Genomic DNA, 17105 nt, shown 5'->3' on the forward strand with positions numbered 1-17105 from the left:
AGAACATAATTTACTTTTACCCAGGATAGCTAATTTTCAGGCAAATCCAGGCCGCTAAAAATGAAAATATATCCATCGCTTTTTAGACTCTTTTTTTAAAGAAAATAAGGAATTTCCTTAATAAAATAAATTAATTACCCTTTTCCCTGTCATTATTTAGAAATCTCGACCATAATATTGGATTAGTAGGTTTAAATTGACTGCACGTGCTAATTTTGTATATAGTGCCGCGCACAATGAAAAATTAAGATGCTTAGAAACAGGAGAAGCAATGACTAATAAAACAGCAAAACTTAGCATTGAAGGCCACGAGACATTAGAATTACCAATTTATACACCTACTATGGGTAATGATGTTATTGATATTACTCAATTAGGTTCAAGTGGTGTCTTTACCTTCGATCAGGGTTTTCTTTCTACAGCATCTTGTGAATCTAAAATCACTTACATTGATGGTGATAACGGTATTTTGCTGTACAGAGGATATCCAATTGAGCAACTAGCAGAAAAGAAAGATTTCCTTGATGTGTGTTATCTCTTGCTGAATGGTGAATTACCCAATACAGCAGAGAAAAAAGACTTTGTGGGTTTAATTAATAACCACACAATGGTACATCAACAAATGTATCAATTCTTAAACGGTTTCCGACGTGATGCGCATCCAATGGCAATCATGGTAGGAATGGTTGGTGCTTTATCTGCATTTTACCATGACACCATGGACTTAAATAATGCCCAAGACCGTTTTATTTCTGCAATTCGCCTTGTTGCCAAAATGCCTACGTTAGCAGCTATGAGTTATAAATACTCCACTGGTTTGCCTTACATGTACCCCAAAAACAAAATGTCTTATGCAGAAAACTTTTTACATATGATGTTTGGCGTACCTTCTGAAGAAATTACTCCAGATCCAGTATTAGTTAGAGCATTAGATACTATTTTTATATTGCACGCGGATCATGAACAAAATGCTTCTACATCCACAGTTCGCTTGGCTGGTTCAACTGGCGCGAATCCTTTTGCATGTATTTCTGCTGGTATTGGGGCTTTATGGGGCCCCGCTCATGGTGGCGCAAATGAAGCATGTTTGAATATGCTTAAAGAGATTGGTGATGTAAGCCGTATTGATCATTATATTAAACGTGCTAAAGATAAAAACGATCCATTCCGATTAATGGGCTTTGGTCATCGCGTGTACAAGAGTTATGATCCAAGAGCTAAAGTAATGCGTCAAACATGTTACGATGTTTTAGAAGCGGTTGGTGCGAAAGACGAACCCTTATTTAAACTAGCAATGGAGTTAGAGCGTATTGCTCTTGAAGATGATTACTTCATTGAAAAGAAACTTTATCCAAACGTTGATTTCTATTCAGGCTTAACATTAAGCGCTATAGGTATTCCAACTAACATGTTTACTGTGATCTTTGCTTTGGCAAGAACTGTAGGTTGGATGAGCCACTGGATGGAAATGGTTGCTACTAAATCAAGAATTGGTAGACCTCGCCAGCTTTATACAGGTGAAACAACACGAGATGTACCTTAGTTTAGTAACCCGATTCAGCACCTAAGCCGTCATCCTGAGACGTTGACGGCGAAGGATCTCCTGACGGTGGCACGAAAGTTAATATGGCCATCGTCAGGAGATCCCTCGCAAGACTCGGGATGACGAACTTCTCCGTTAGCTCAGTTCCCTCTTAACGCCTCTTTGATATGCATAGTTTAGCTAATGCTTGCTGCCAACCCTGATAATCTTTCTCCACGATTTCTTTAGCACGTTCAGGATAAAAACATTGCTCAATAGCCCAAGTAGCGCGCACCTCATCAAGTGATTTAAATACTCCACAACCTAATGCCGCTAACAAGGCAGCTCCTTTCGCTGTTGTTTCTATATCTTTGGGCTTTTGCACCTGTAATTGGCATTGATCTGCTAAAAACTGTAAAAACCAACGATTCGCGGCCATCCCGCCATCTACACATAATAAAGATAAATCGAGAATACTATCTTCACGCATGCAAGCGAGAACGTCTCGTGTTTGATAGCAAACTCCTTCTAAAGCAGCCCGAGCGAAATGGGCTCGCGTATTGGAAAGGGATAAACCAAACATCGCAGCACCGGGCTCGGATAACCAATGCGGTGCACCTAAACCTGTAAAGGCAGAAACTAAATAAACACCGCCATTGCTCTCCAAAGAGCAGGCCAAGGCTTCTGTTTCTTCGGCATTGCTAATAATCTTCATCTCATCACGTAACCACTTCACTGTAGTCCCTGCGTGATAAAGACTACCTTCTAAACCATAAATGGTTTCACCTTTAATTTTATATGCAATGGTTGTTAGTAATTTATGTTGTGAAAAAACCGGCTTAGGTCCGGTATTAAGCAATAAAAATCCTCCTGTTCCATAAGTCGCTTTCACCATCCCAGAGGTAAAACAAGCTTGTCCTACTAGTGCTGCTTGCTGGTCTCCAGCCACTCCGGTAATCGGTAATTCAATGCCTAGCCATTGTTTATCAATAACGCCAAAATGACTATCACTAGCATAAACCTCAGGAAGTACTGATTCAGGAATTGCAAACAGTGTTAATAATGCCTTATCCCATTGTTCTGTTTTAATATTAAAAAGCATCGTTCTTGAAGCATTCGTGACATCAGTCAAATGCCTATGTTCTTTAGTCAAACGCCAAATAAGAAAGCTATCAATGGTGCCAAATGCCAAATCGCCCTTCTCAGCAAGTTGTTTCGCTTGGGTATTATTTTTTAATAACCAATTAAGTTTAGTTGCTGAAAAATAAGGGTCTGGAAGTAAACCTGTTTTTTCTTGGATTATCGATGCTTCTGAGGCAAAGGTCTGACAATACTCTGCTGTTCTACGGTCCTGCCAAACAATGGCTGGGGCTAAGCAAGCGCCAGTATTTTTGTCCCAGATAACGGTGGTTTCCCTTTGATTAGTAATACCACAAGCAAGAATCGCATCTGGAGGTACTTGAGCAACCACATCACGTAACGCAGACAATGTTTTACGCCATATTTCCTCAGGATCATGCTCTACCCAACCTGCTTCAGGATAATATTGTGTTAATGAATACTGGCTGCTAGCGATTAACTCGCCGCTTAGGGTATAAATCATAGCACGTGTACTGCTGGTTCCTTGATCAATTGCAAGAAGATAGTTCATGGTCTTGGCATTCCTTGTTTTTTATTACTAGGTTATAGTTAATAAGTGTAATCTTTTTTTATGGAGACCAAAACATGGATCAGGTTTTTGATGTTGCAATTATCGGTGGCGGCATCAACGGTTGCGGTTGTGCTGCTGATGCTGCTTTAAGAGGCCTCTCTGTTGTCCTTATAGAACAAGATGATTTGGCCTCTAAAACTTCATCCAACAGTACTAAGCTTGTTCATGGAGGCTTAAGGTATTTAGAAAATTACGAGTTTGCTTTAGTAAAAAAAGCATTGACCGAACGGCAGCGTCTTTTTGATTTAGCTCCTCATCTGGTACATGCTCAGCCTTTGGTATTACCCTATGAAAAGCACATGCGTCCCTCCTGGTTTTTACGTTTAGGCTTATTTTTGTATGATCATTTAAGCAGTAAAAATCGCTTACCGAAATGCAAGAGTATCAATAGAAAAAATAAAGCTCAGTACTTTGCCCCATTAAAAAATGAACTAGAACGAGGTTTTTTATTCTACGATGGTGCTGCCGATGATGCCCGCTTAACTATTGCTAATGCGTTGCAGGCAAAACGTCATGGCGCAAGCATTCATACCCGATCCACCGTCATTAAAACTCAGGTCATTAATAATTTATGGTATGTAACCATACAGCCGCAATCAGGTCCAGTGTATACCATCCAGGCGAAAACTTTGATAAATGCTGCAGGCCCCTGGGTTAAATCAGTGGAACAACTCACACAAATTCCAGATCAGCAGCAAATTAGTTTAGTTAAAGGCAGTCATATACTTGTACCTAAGTTATATGAAGGGGAGCATGCTTATTTTTTACAGCATGAGGACAAACGAGTTATTTTTGTTATTCCCTATCACGGTCATAGCATGATAGGCACTACGGATGTGCCTCTAAATGAGCGATTAGCACAGATCCACATTAGTGACGAAGAAATTAATTATTTAATTACATTAGTAAATTCATATTTCAAAACTAAAATATCAGCCAATGATATTGTATATACCTGGAGTGGCGTTCGTGCTCTGTTAGCCAATGAAGGCAAGGAAGCTCGCGCTTTAAGTCGAGATTATAATTATAACTTTCAACTAACACCTGCCCCAATAATTACTATTTACGGAGGAAAAATAACCACTTACAGGCAATTGGCCGAAGAGGCTATCAATCAATTTAGTACTATTTTTCCCGATCTAAAACCATCCATTACGGCTAATACCCCTCTACCTGGTGCGACATTTGGTACCATGGATTTTGAGCAGTATGTTCAATATGCACAGAAGAAGTATTTCTGGATGGATAAAGAATTATTGCAACGTTATTTACATACTTATGGGAGTTGCATGGAAAAATTCCTATCCCTGAGTACCAGCGAAAAATCTCTAGGAAAAAATTATGGCTCAGGTTTATATCAAGCTGAAGTAGACTACTTAATATTAGAAGAATGGGCTCGCGGCAGCGAGGATGTCCTGAAGCGACGTACTAAACTGGATTTAGTAATGGATGCAGCCAGGAAAAAAGAACTGGCTGCTTACATTGAAAGTATTATTTCTTATCATCCTCTTCAAACTGAGCCTTTATTGCACTAACATCAGCGGCAAGAGCCTGTTCAACCAACTCATGTAAGGTTGAAGCAGGCATACTGCCTGCATTAGAGTAAATGACAATACCTTCCTTAAATACCATCAAATGTGGAATAGAACGGATTTCAAAGAAATCAGCCAATTCTTGTTCCGCTTCAATATTTACTTTAGCAAATTTAATATGCGGATATTGATCCGAAACTTGCTCATAGATTGTAGCAAACTGCTTGCAGGGAGCACACCAACCAGCCCAAAAATCAACAAATACAATTTTGTTTTCATTAATTAATGCTTCAAAAGCGGCACTCACTACATTTTCGCTTGGCATAAATCTTCCTTAGCTTCTATAGAGTTTATAATTTCATGAAATACATCATCAACATTACCACTACCAGAAACGCTATGGAAGGCTGGTGCATCATGGTCACCACTTTCTGCCCATGTTTTATAATAATTAATTAATGGCGCTGTTTGTTTTCGGTATACTTCCAAACGTTTTTTTACGGTTTCTTCTTTATCATCTTCACGCTGAATTAGCGGTTCGCCCGTGATATCATCCAAACCTTCTTGCTTCGGAGGCTGATTCACAATATGGTAAACACGGCCAGAAGGCTGGTGGATACGACGACCACTGATTCGACGGATAATTTCATTATCATCTACATCGATTTCAATAACGTGATCCAAATGGACTCCTGCTTGCTTTAATGCATCTGCTTGTACTAAAGTTCGGGGAAAACCATCGAATAAGAAGCCATTTTTACAGTCGCCCTGCTTTAAACGCTCTTTGACTAAACCAATAATAATGTCATCAGAGACAAGACCACCTGCTTCCATTACCTTTTTAGCGCTTAAACCTAATGGGGTACCTTGCGCAATAGCTGCACGCAACATATCTCCGGTTGAGATTTGCGGGATTTTATAGCGCTCAATTATTCGTAAAGCCTGGGTCCCTTTTCCGGCCCCTGGACCACCCAAAAGCATTAATCGCATCAAAAAACTCCTTAGGACATATCTCAGTTCGATTCCTCTGAGTATACATCACTTTTATACGTTTATACCCAAGACTTCTGGAAATCTTAGGTCTCATTTAGATTCTGCTTCAAAAAAAGCAAATTCACCATAACTTAAAACCAGTAACGCCTCTCTAAACTTCCCCGGCAAGAATTCAATTGCATCGCATAAAGTTGCGAACGGGCCTTAACTTTACGAGCTACCGGCATTAACCATGCTTTCCTCAAATAGGATTTGCGCATATAGCCACCTACCCCTTCATGATAAGCGAGATAAAGATTATAGGCGTCCGCACGATTGACTCCCGCACGACGATTAGCCTGATTAGCGTACCAACCAATAAAATCTACCCCATCGGCAAAATTATGACGAGAAGATAAGAATCCGCCATTATTTTGTTTGTATTCTTTCCATGTACCATGCAACGCTTGAGCATAGCCTGTGGCCGTTGTAGGCCTTTTCCAGGGAATAAACCCGAGCAATCTCTTACGCGGTGGCTTTGCGTGCGCATCAAACTTAGACTCTTGATGAATAATGGCCATTTGTACAGGAACTGGTACTTTCCATCTGTACTCAACATCTTTAGCATGCGTATACCATTTTGGATATTCTCTAAATATATTACAGACATTATTCAAATCTGAAGGAGGTCGGCTAACGCAGGCAGTAAGCGCTGCAACAAATAAAGGCAGCAAAACAAGTTTTAACTTCTTAAATTGAAACAAAGATTCCATAAACGATCAAATAAGAAAAAGGAAGATATTAGCAAATTTAATTCGCACAATCTATGTAATTATAAATTAAATCGCTGTTGCCTGCTTTAGGTTGCATGATACTATTTGCTTTTGTGATTCCCTAAAATAATAAGTAACTTTCATGACCATTCTGGTATTTGATATTGAAACTATTCCAGATATTGAATCTGGACGTAAGCTATATGATTTGCATAATCTATCGGATGAAGATACAGCACAAGCAATGTTTGCCTTAAGACGTGCGAAGGTAGGTAATGATTTTCTTCCTCACTACTTACAACGGATATGTACTATTTCATTAGTTCTTAGCCAGGGCTCCACTATTAAAGTTTGGTCTCTAGGTGATGAACAATCTGATGAAAAAGAATTAATTACCCGTTTTTTTGCAGGAATTGACAAACATACTCCTACGCTAATCAGTTGGAACGGTAGTGGATTTGATTTACCCGTACTGCATTATCGTGCACTACTCCATGGTATTCCCGCACCAACCTATTGGGAGTCAGGGGAAAATAATCAGGCCTTTCGCTGGAATAATTACCTAAGCCGTTTTCATTATCGTCATATGGATCTTATGGACCTTATTGCGGGTTATCAAAATAAAGCCTTTGCGCCCCTAGATGAAATATCCAGCATGTTAGGCTTTCCCGGGAAAATGGGCATGAGTGGCTCTAAGGTATGGGAGCAGTATTTTGCAGGAGACATAAAAAGTATTCGTAATTATTGTGAAACCGATGTGCTCAATACTTTTTGTGTGTTTCTGCGCTTTGAATTGATCCGTGGGGTAATCAATCAAGATGAGTACCACAACTCAATTGAGCGCTTGAAGTTGTATTTAAGTTCGGAGAGTGATAAAGCGCATTTACAAGAATTTTTAGGAAATATGGCTTAATTTTTATCGTTAAAATACTTCTTCAACCGGTGAGAGAGGTGAATGTTGTCATTGCTGCGCTGCAATAACAAATATTTTACTGCAAAAATGCCACTTCTCATTCACCGGCTTTTCACTGAAATAGGCGCTAAATAGATAACTTCTGTTTTTTAGATTGGAATTTCTTTTAATTTGATGCAGGTTTTCTAATTTACAAAATAAGACAAGCACTTACAGCTACACGCAGCTTGAAAATGGTAATAATATAAGAATCCGTCTTCACACATTGATCTGCTGATTAGAATAGAGTACACTATCATTTAGTTCATTAAATAATCATTTAGTCTTGATATATACCATTTCAAAAATGCGCATAACGCGATGAAAAACATCAATGACTTAAAGCAAAAATAGTAGCAGCATTTAAAAACAAGGTTTATTTTATGTCCGAACCCTTAATTTCCATCACTAAAAAGCAGGCTATTTTATTTGCTGGCTTTCTTGTCTTGTATGAGTTCTTAACGTACATCGCTAATGATATGATTATGCCAGGCATGATTAGCGTTACCCATGCATTTAACGCCCCTGAATCTGCCGTGGCAACCTCACTTACTATTTATGTTCTTGGTGGAGCGAGCTTACAGATATTTTTAGGGCCAATATCGGATGCCTACGGGCGTCGTCCTATGATGCTGCTTGGTGCCTGCTTATTTTTTATTTTTACTTTATTCATTGCCTGCTCCAACTCAATGAACCAATTTATGATTGCTCGCTTCTTTGAGGGCATGGGGCTTTGTTTTATTGGTGTTATTGGCTATGCAACCATTCAAGAAATTTTCGAAGAAATGGATGCAATTCGCCTTATTTCAATTATGGCTAATGCCACGATTCTTGCACCACTCTTAGGGCCGCTCTTAGGGGCTATAGTCATCCATTATATGTCCTGGCGTTATATCTTTATTTCTATCGCGCTATTTGCTTTGGTGGCCTTATGGGGATTATGGCGTTATATGCCCGAGCCTATTGGACAAAAGAAAAAAAATGGAGAACTTACACCCAAAACCAAATTCTCGGCGAAGAAGGTTTTTGCTAATTACAAATCCTTGATGACTAATAAAGTATTTGTTATGGGAACTTTAGCCATTGGCACTGTGGGTATACCCAGTCTTGCTTGGATTGCTTTAGCCCCCATTATTTTAACTGTCGAGGGGAAACTGACTGTAATTCAATACGGGCTTTGGCAGCTACCTGTATTTGGCGCCACAATTATAGGTAACTGGTTTTTACATCGCCTAACCTATAAACTTGAAATTAAAAAAATCATTTACTTAGGCTGTGCGATTATGACCATAGGTGCGGTATTAATGTCCGCGCTGCCTTATCTGTATGGGAATGACTATCACTATCTGATGCCTGGAATCATTATTTATTTCTTTGCATTAAGTGTGATTAATGCCCCGTTGAACAGATTCTGCCTCTTTGTTACTTCGGTAAGTAAAGGTACCGTCTCTGCATTAGTGAGTCTAAGTGTTATGGTTATTGGCGCTCTGGGAACTGAGACGGCAAATATTATCTACAAAACACATAATAGTCTGCACTTTGCCCTGTATTGTAATGCAATGCAACTTGTATTCTTCACCTTTGTAGGTTTGGCATTTTGGATGCATAAATCGGTAGAAGATGAGAAGGTGTCAGGGAAGAATAAGTCCGACTGAATTGACGAACTTTCCGACATTTTTTCAAAGACACGTCATCCCGAGCACCGCGAGGGAACTTCTGAATGTGTCCGGGAATGGATTCGTGCTTTATTCAGGAGTTCCTTCGTCGTAAACTCCTCAGGATGACGTGCTTTCCGACAGTTTTTCAGGAGACACGTCATCCCGAGCACCGCGAGGGAACTTCTGAATGTGCCTGAGAATGGATTCGTGCTTTATTCCGGAGTTCCTTCGTCGTAACTCCTCAGGATGACGTACTTTCCGACAGTTTTTCAGGAGACACGTCATCCCGAGCACCGCGAGGGAACTCCTGAATGTGTCCGGGAATGGATTCATGATCCCATCCAAGGAGTTCCTCATCGTATAAACTCCTCGGATGACGTGCTTTTAGCTTTCTGGCGTTACGTAAGCTTAATACGCGCACATTAATGCAAGCAGACAGGCTACGCTTGCGGCAACTTATTGTTGTTTTGCCGGATGAGATTCTTTAAGTAAAAACGTAGCGATCAACAAGCTTGCTAAGAAACATAAAGGCATAACCAATAATGCTGTTTGATAACCTGAGATACTGTATACATATACCCCGTTCACCACATGCCCAGAATCAGTATGCTGTAAAATATATCCTACCAAAGGTTGAAATATCGCACCGCCAATCAATACAGAGAGATTATTAAAACCTGATGCAGTCCCTACATATTCAGCCGTGTTATTTTCTTTTACTACAGCAAAACTTACTGTTTGACCACCTGCACCTAAGCCTAAGACAAATAAAACTACTGGAGCCCAGCTATAAGTAAGGCCTGGCAAGTAAAGAAGAATTAACGTAGCAACTAACCCTAAAACGGCACTAATAATTAACGCAATGCGCCGACTCTCAATCTTATCACTAAGCCAGCCTAACAATGGACTACCAATTCCAATTCCAATCCAAATCATACTGCATAAGTAGGAAGCAGCAACTAGACTAATTTGGAATTTTTCTTGAAGAAAAGGAACTCCCCATAAGGCCGCGAATACGGCAATAGGCGTCCAAATTGCAAAGGCATAGCTGCCAATAATCCAAGTATGTGCATGCTTACATACTGCAACTAACCGTTTCCATTCATCGCGAAGATAATGCTCTGGGGTTTTCTGATTTTGTTGATTTGGGTAATCGCGAATATACATCCAGAAAAATGCCGCTAGAATAAAACCGACAAAGGCTAATATAAAGCTTGCATTTCGCCAACCAACTCCTTGAATTAAATAAGCTAAAGGCGCTTCACCAAATATTGCGCCAACAGAACTCATTAATTGGGCAATACCTGCTAAAATAGCGAAATAATGCGGAGGAAACCAACGTGATAACAGCACGAGGACTCCAATAAATGAAAATGCAGAACCAATTCCAATAAGAAAACGTCCAATACATGCAGTAAATACGCTATCTGTAGAGGCGAAAAACGCAGAACCGAGAGCACATAAAAGAATAGCGACCGTCATTAGCTTTCTTGGCCCATAGCGATCGTATAAAACCCCTGCTGGTAATTGAGTAGGTGCATAGGCATAAAAGTAAAAAGCTGAGATAAAGCCAAACCCTTCTCCAGTAACCCCAAAGGTTTTCATCATGGGTTCAGCCATAACGCTAGGCGCTACTTGCAAAATAAATTCATATAGATAAAAGGATGCCGCTAAGAAAAAGATAAAGTACGCTGTTGTTAAATTACCATGCTCTTTTGGGTGTGTGTTCTCAGTGTAATATGCGCTCAATTTCAAGTCACTCCGTTGTGAATCGCTCATTTAAGCTTATAGCGATTTACTTTGTCAATATGATTTTGTTAGATTTATAGGGGAATGTCCATTGCAATCTGATTTGAGTGTCTCTTAAACAGGTTACATTATTTTAATGAACCACTGCTTGGGTAGATTGCACCTAAAATGGCAGGTTTTTTCGAACCGGTAATAGCGCCTAGATCCAATGGTTGCTGATTTATTGTTTGTGCCGCCAACCAAGCAAACAACATGGCCTCTAAATAATCGGGGCTGATTCCTGCATCTGCAACACTTTTGACAACGATTTCTGGTAGTAACTCTTGAATCATTTGCTTCAGCGCAAGATTATGTGTTCCCCCTCCACATAGAAATAAATCTTTTACCTCTTTTGGTGCGTCAATTAGTGCATCGGCGATAGGTTTTGCTGTAAATGCTAATAAGGTTTTCTGCACATCTACAGCTTTATAATCCGGCTTTAAATGTGTTTCTAACCAAGATAATGAAAAATATTCCTTACCTATACTCTTAGGCGCAGTTAATTGGATAAAAGAATCAGCTAATAATGCATCCAGCAATGGTTGAATAACCATTCCCTGCTGCGCCCAAGCACCATTCGCATCGAAGGACTTACCTTGATGTTTGGCAATCCAGGCATCCATTAAACAATTCCCCGGACCAACATCCCAGCCGCGCGTGGGTTTATTCGCATTAATAAAAGTAATATTAGCAATTCCACCAATATTAACTAAAGCAACATTTGCGAACTGTTTGCTGAATAGTTCTTGGTGATATAGAGGTGCAAAAGGAGCGCCCTGCCCTCCATTAACTAAATCGCGTGTGCGAAAATCTGCAATAACGGTAATTCCAGTCAGTGAAGAAATAGTATGCCCACAACCTAACTGCCATGTATAAGGGATGCTGCTTTCAGTATTATGGCACACCGTTTGTCCGTGGCTGCCTAGTGCGCAAATATCTCTAGCGCTCAATGCCGCCTCATGTAAAACCTCATTAGCAGCCTGAGCAAAATCGCGACCAATTAGAGTATTCAATTGGCATATCGAGGCTAAACTTAAATCAGAACCATCGAGTAGCTTATTTAGTCCGTTCATTACCTCTTTACTGTATTCTTTGGTAATGCCGCAAATTAATTTATTTGAGGGAATATCAACAATTGCTGCGTCGATACCATCCATGCTGGTCCCTGACATTAATCCTATAAATAGAGTCATTGGTTTCTCACTGAGCAAGTTGGACCCTTAGCCCAACATTTGAATTTTGATATGGCTCGATGGCTTCTTAGGCCATGGCCCAATCCACAAACTTATGCTAACTTAAAACATTTATAAAAATTTTGTGTAGTAATCTTAGCAACCTCTTCATAACTAATACCACGTAACTGTGCTATCGCCTCAGCCACATGCTTTACCAAAGCAGGATGATTTTGTTTACCGCGATAAGGTACTGGTGCTAAATATGGCGAATCCGTTTCAATAAGTATTCGATCTAAAGGTACTTGGCGTGCAACTTCCTGCAATGCAGTTGCATTTTTAAAGGTTACAATACCTGAAAATGAAATGTAAAAATTCAGATCAATCGATTGCATTGCAATGTCCAAACTTTCAGCAAAACAATGCATTACCCCACCTATATTCTGGGCATTTTCTTCAGCCATTAATTTTATAGTGTCTTCCGCTGCCTGACGAGTATGAATAATTAATGGCTTGGAAGTAATTAAGGACGCTTTAATGTGCTCACGAAAACGATCTCGCTGTTCTTCCTGTGCTTCTTCAGTGTGGGTTCGGTAATAATCAAGACCTGTTTCACCAATAGCAATACAGGCAGGATTTGCTGCTAAATCACAAAGCATTTGTGCGGTAACTGGCTTATCCATTTCGGTATTAGGATGAACGCCAACAGAGATATTAATATTAGAGTATTCAGCAGCTAGCTTTTCCAATGCCGGATAATCGGTTAACTCCACACAAACACTAAGAAAATGCTGCACATCATTCTCTTTAGCTTGGGCTAATACATTGGCGATATCCTGATTAAACTCAGTGAGATCCAAAAAATTTAAATGGCAGTGTGAATCAACTAGCATAAATTGATAACCTCAATTGATTAAAGTGTGACTAGAACCTGTCTGTGATTTTAAAATTTCTGTTAAATAGATTTCTATTTTACTACGTAAATCACAACCATGCTCATTGATAAGTTGCAATCCAACTCCCGGAAGTTGGCTCGATTGAGCTTCTAAAGGAGTAACCCAAACAACCTTTACATCAACACAGTAAGGCTTGTTCTCATTCATTAAATTTACAACTAAACTTAACTCTGTACCTAACTCATAGAGATGCTGCGTATGAATAAATAGGCCTCCACCTTTAACGAAAGGCATATACGCTGAATGTAAAGAAGAAAGATTATCAAATATACAATTAATTTGCTGCATCCTGTCCACCCTATAAATCGAGTAATAAATCTTCCAAAGCCAACGTCGCATTTACATTCAAGTTATGGCTTAGTTTGCGGCGTAATAAATTTATTTTATCAATTTGAGAAAAAATAATGATAGGGCTTAGCAAGCAGGACAACTGCTGTAACTGCTGAGTAGCCGGCCCCGTTAATATTGGTTTATTAATCCACATATTCTGAATTTGTGCATAAACCAGATAAAGAAACCATAATATGGTATTTAATTCAAATTCAGCCCATTGGGGGACCACAATACAGGGATGGGTTTTCTTCTCAATAACTGCAATTAGTCCCTCTAAAATAGTTTCTGCCTGATTAATAATCTGCGCTTGTTCAGACTCTTGCGGATAATGCGCGCCAAGAGTGAGAAGATTTGTAGCCGATAAATCCATAGGTAGAGCAAAATGAAAAACCTGGCAACGGCTTAAAACTGTAGGAAGCACCGTACTTAACTGCTGAGCCATTAGCAAAAATAAGGTATGGGCTGCCGGTTCTTCTAAAATCTTTAACAGGGCGTTCGCTGCAGCAGTATTCATTCTATCCGCTGATTCAATAATAATTAAACGGTGAGCAGATCTTTGTGGCGTTAAATAAGAATAGCTTTGCAGCTCGCGGATTTGATCAATTTTTATTGGCCCTCCTGTTTTTTGCGGCTTAATCCATTCAATATCCGGATGCTCACCATGAAATGCCATCTGGCAATCGCTGCATTTTTGGCATGGTTTGCTGGAGGAGGCTTTGCATAAAACCAGCATGGTAAATTGCACGGTAAAATCAGCTAAAGACCGGTCCATAGCCCCAACAAAGAGCATAGATTGGGGATTGCGCCCTTGCTCCCAGGCTAACCGCAAATGTTCCCATTGAGATCGATATATGCTCATATCCTATTACCGATAAAAGTCTGCAATGCATCTTGAATTGCCTGCTGTACAACGGGCAAAGGACGACTGGCATCAATCATTATCGCATTAGGATTTTTTTGTACATGGTGCAAATAGCTTGCATGAACCCGGTTAAAAAAGTCGATGGATTGTTGTTCTATGCGATCAAAGGCGCCGCGCGAACGAACTCGCTGCATTCCCTCTTCCGGGCTAATGTCCAAATACAAAATTAAATCCGGTTTAAAGCCGCCCAATGCAAAGGAGGACAAGTGCTCTATCATATCTTGATCTAAACCCCTACCACCTCCTTGGTAGGCCATAGTAGACAATTCGAAGCGATCAGCAATAACCCAAGTGCCTTGCTTTAAAGCAGGCTTAATTACTTGCTCCAGTAATTGTATTCTCGCGGTGTACAAGAGTAACAGCTCACTTTTGTCATCTAACACGTCTTTATATTCGGGATTTTTAATCAGATCACGCAGTACTTCACCAATAAAGGTGCCGCCTGGCTCACGAGTAGTAATAATATTAATGCCTAACTGAGTTAAAAATTCAATGATTGTGTTTACTGCAGTCGACTTTCCAGCCCCTTCCAGGCCTTCAATAACAATTAACTTCCCCACTGAGGATAACATTAAGAACCCTTGCGTTGATATTGATTGATTGCTTGTCTTTGTTGCTCATAGGTTTCAGAAAATTGATGACTACCATCACCTTTCGCAACAAAATATAAATAATTAGATAATTGAGGATGCGCCGTAGCCTCTAGTGCTTCTTTACTGACCATTGCTATAGGCGTTGGAGGTAAGCCGCGATAGCGGTAGGAGTTGTAAGGTGAGTCAACCTGCATGTCCTGATGCGATAATTTACCTGTGTACGCATTCCCTAAACCATAGATCACTGTAGGGTCCATTTGCAATGGCATATGTTTATTTAAGCGATTAACAACAACCCCAGAAATCAATTGGCGCTCTTGGGGAATTGCTGATTCTTTTTCAATGATAGAGGCGGCTATAAGTAATTCATAAGGACTTTTATAGGGTAAATTGGGCGCTCTATTAGCCCAAACCTTATTAAGATAGTTTTGTAGATTACGATGCGCCTGCTCTAATAATTTCTTACTGCTACTCCCACCTTGATATTGGTAGGTATCAGCTAAAATTAATCCTTCCGCACTCGTATGCTCTCCTTTAATTAAAGACCAATCTTCCGGATGGTAATCCAGATAACTTGCTTTTGCCAAATCCTGTGCGATTTTCTGCTGGGTAGTGCCCGCAATAACCGTAAAGTTTTGTGTTAAAACATCACCGGCAACAACACGATAAAGCAGCTCTAGTGCGGTTTCACCCGGTTTGATTTGGTAGACACCAGCCTTTAGCTTTTGGGAAAGTCCTGTAAAACGAATAATCAGCAGTAGAGGCCTACGACACTGAAGTAAATTATTATCTTTTAATGTTTGTACGAATTGTGATGCAGAAGTTGCCCGACTCAAGTTAATAACTTTCGCGGGATCTTGTTTAGAAATAAGGGGAGTTCCTACAATGCAATAGAAATTCCAGCATAAAAAAGCAAAAGACACAAAAAACAACATTACTATCGAAAGAATTAGTTTTTTGTGTCTTGAAAAGGCCATTTAGATTCGCTTGAAAATTAAGCTACCGTTCGTTCCACCAAAGCCCAACGAATTACTTAGTACATAATTAATAGTACGTTTTTGAGCTTTATGGGGTACATAGTTCAAATCACAGCCTTCATCAGGCTTATCCAGATTAATCGTTGGTGGAGCCACCTGATCTTGGATTGCCATAATACTGATGATTGCTTCCACAGCACCTGCAGCACCTAATAAATGACCAGTCATTGATTTGCTTGAGCTTACCGCTAAATCATAAGCATGTTCTTTAAATACACGCTTGATTGCTTTTGTTTCGCCCAAATCATTTAAATAGGTAGAGGTTCCATGAGCATTAATATAGTCAATCTGTTGTGGATCGATTTGAGCATCACGAATTGCCGCTTCCATTGCGCGAGTTGCACCATCCGCATCCTCATCAGGAGCAGTAATATGATAGGCATCGCCAGACATACCAAAACCAACTAGTTCGGCATAAATTTTTGCACCACGCGCTTTAGCATGTTCGTATTCTTCTAATACAAGAACACCGGCACCTTCTCCCATCACAAAACCATCGCGGTCTTTATCAAATGGTCTGGATGCTTTTTCTGGTTCATCATTTCGTTTAGATAAAGAGCGAACAGCCGAAAAACCGGCCAGGCATAATGGGGTCAGCGTACTTTCCGCGCCGCCACAAACCATAACATCAGCGTCACCGCAGGCAATCATTCGTCCTGCCAAACCGATATTGTGGGTACCCGTAGTACAAGCAGTTACCACAGAAATATTCGGCCCTTTAAGATGATGGCGAATAGAAATCTGTCCTGCAACCAGGTTAATAATCCCGGCAGGAATAAAAAACGGAGAAACTTTACGTGGTCCACCGGCAACAAGTTTATCTTGGTTATTGGTTATGGTTTGTACACCACCAATTCCGGAACCCACAGCAACACCTGCACGGTATTGTAACTCACTGTCGTCAAGGTTCAGCCCAGAATCACGTATTGCCTCATCTGCTGCAGCAACACCAAACTGGGTGAACCCATCCATTTTGCGAGCCTCTTTCAATGGCATGTAGTCTTCAATGTTAAAATTCTTAACTTTAGCCCAGATTCGTGTACTGTATTCAGCAGTATCAAAATCCTCTACTACAGTTACTCCACTAACACCAGCTACAATATTCTGCCAAGTATCTTTCACATTTAGTCCGACAGGAGTAAGCATACCCATGCCTGTGACAACTACACGCCGCTTATTCAATC

General features: G+C 40.1%; 16 protein-coding genes. 4 read left to right on the top strand and 12 right to left on the bottom strand.

The features are described 5' to 3' along the window. The first annotated feature begins 271 nt into the window (after window positions 1-271). Window positions 272-1543: a citrate synthase gene (gene gltA, locus BN3124_RS13385; protein WP_058535280.1), complete on the top strand. Its 1272-nt coding sequence runs from the start codon at window positions 272-274 to the stop codon at window positions 1541-1543. A gap of 151 nt (window positions 1544-1694) precedes the next feature. On the opposite strand, the gene glpK is transcribed toward gltA, so the two are convergent. Next, window positions 1695-3173, bottom strand: coding sequence for a glycerol kinase GlpK (gene glpK / locus BN3124_RS13390; protein WP_058535281.1), 1479 nt, complete (start codon window positions 3171-3173; stop codon window positions 1695-1697). Between the two features lie 74 nt (window positions 3174-3247). Between glpK and glpD the strand changes: the two genes are divergently transcribed. Next, entirely contained in the window at window positions 3248-4768 is a 1521-nt protein-coding gene (gene glpD, locus BN3124_RS13395; protein ID WP_058535282.1) for a glycerol-3-phosphate dehydrogenase, read from the top strand. Here glpD and BN3124_RS13400 read toward each other — a convergent pair. From BN3124_RS13400 to BN3124_RS13410, 3 genes are all read right to left on the bottom strand, one after another. Continuing rightward, window positions 4725-5090: a thioredoxin family protein gene (locus BN3124_RS13400; protein WP_058535283.1), complete on the bottom strand. Its 366-nt coding sequence runs from the start codon at window positions 5088-5090 to the stop codon at window positions 4725-4727. The two genes, glpD and BN3124_RS13400, sit on opposite strands and share 44 nt — an antisense overlap. After that, a complete protein-coding gene (gene adk / locus BN3124_RS13405; RefSeq protein WP_058535284.1) occupies window positions 5072-5755 on the bottom strand; it encodes an adenylate kinase in 684 nt (227 codons plus the stop codon). The genes BN3124_RS13400 and adk overlap by 19 nt, the downstream gene beginning before the upstream one ends. 134 nt (window positions 5756-5889) lie before the next feature. Then, window positions 5890-6510, bottom strand: coding sequence for a transglycosylase SLT domain-containing protein (locus BN3124_RS13410; RefSeq protein ID WP_058535285.1), 621 nt, complete (start codon window positions 6508-6510; stop codon window positions 5890-5892). 142 nt (window positions 6511-6652) lie between these two features. Here BN3124_RS13410 and BN3124_RS13415 point away from each other — a divergent pair, with 142 nt between their 5' ends. Continuing rightward, a complete protein-coding gene (locus tag BN3124_RS13415; RefSeq protein WP_058535286.1) occupies window positions 6653-7423 on the top strand; it encodes a 3'-5' exonuclease in 771 nt (256 codons plus the stop codon). A gap of 422 nt (window positions 7424-7845) precedes the next feature. Then, window positions 7846-9117: an MFS transporter gene (locus tag BN3124_RS13420; protein WP_058535287.1), complete on the top strand. Its 1272-nt coding sequence runs from the start codon at window positions 7846-7848 to the stop codon at window positions 9115-9117. A gap of 459 nt (window positions 9118-9576) precedes the next feature. Here BN3124_RS13420 and BN3124_RS13425 read toward each other — a convergent pair whose 3' ends face one another. The 8 genes from BN3124_RS13425 to fabF form a co-directional block, all read right to left on the bottom strand. Continuing rightward, a complete protein-coding gene (locus BN3124_RS13425) occupies window positions 9577-10869 on the bottom strand; it encodes an MFS transporter (protein ID WP_058535910.1) in 1293 nt (430 codons plus the stop codon). A 128-nt stretch (window positions 10870-10997) separates the two neighbouring features. Then, entirely contained in the window at window positions 10998-12101 is a 1104-nt protein-coding gene (locus tag BN3124_RS13430; RefSeq protein WP_058535288.1) for an anhydro-N-acetylmuramic acid kinase, read from the bottom strand. A gap of 92 nt (window positions 12102-12193) precedes the next feature. Then, complete coding sequence (locus tag BN3124_RS13435) at window positions 12194-12973, bottom strand: TatD family hydrolase (RefSeq protein ID WP_058535289.1); 780 nt, start codon at window positions 12971-12973, stop codon at window positions 12194-12196. A 12-nt stretch (window positions 12974-12985) separates the two neighbouring features. Next, on the bottom strand, window positions 12986-13324 hold the full coding sequence (locus tag BN3124_RS13440) for a PilZ domain-containing protein (protein ID WP_058535290.1): 339 nt from the start codon (window positions 13322-13324) through the stop codon (window positions 12986-12988). A 10-nt stretch (window positions 13325-13334) separates the two neighbouring features. Next, complete coding sequence (locus BN3124_RS13445; protein ID WP_058535291.1) at window positions 13335-14228, bottom strand: DNA polymerase III subunit delta'; 894 nt, start codon at window positions 14226-14228, stop codon at window positions 13335-13337. Continuing rightward, window positions 14225-14863 carry a dTMP kinase gene (gene tmk, locus BN3124_RS13450; protein WP_058535292.1) on the bottom strand — a complete coding sequence of 213 codons (639 nt, stop codon included), beginning with the start codon at window positions 14861-14863 and terminating at the stop codon, window positions 14225-14227. Before tmk ends, BN3124_RS13445 begins: the two co-directional genes overlap by 4 nt. Continuing rightward, on the bottom strand, window positions 14863-15861 hold the full coding sequence (mltG, locus tag BN3124_RS13455; protein ID WP_058535293.1) for an endolytic transglycosylase MltG: 999 nt from the start codon (window positions 15859-15861) through the stop codon (window positions 14863-14865). Before mltG ends, tmk begins: the two co-directional genes overlap by 1 nt. Beyond that, window positions 15862-17103 (bottom strand): beta-ketoacyl-ACP synthase II, encoded by a 1242-nt coding sequence (gene fabF / locus BN3124_RS13460; protein ID WP_058535294.1) that lies wholly within the window; start codon window positions 17101-17103, stop codon window positions 15862-15864. Window positions 17104-17105 lie beyond the last annotated feature (2 nt).

It is taken from the genome of Legionella saoudiensis (genome assembly GCF_001465875.1).
Taxonomy (GTDB): Bacteria; Pseudomonadota; Gammaproteobacteria; order Legionellales; family Legionellaceae; genus Legionella; species Legionella saoudiensis.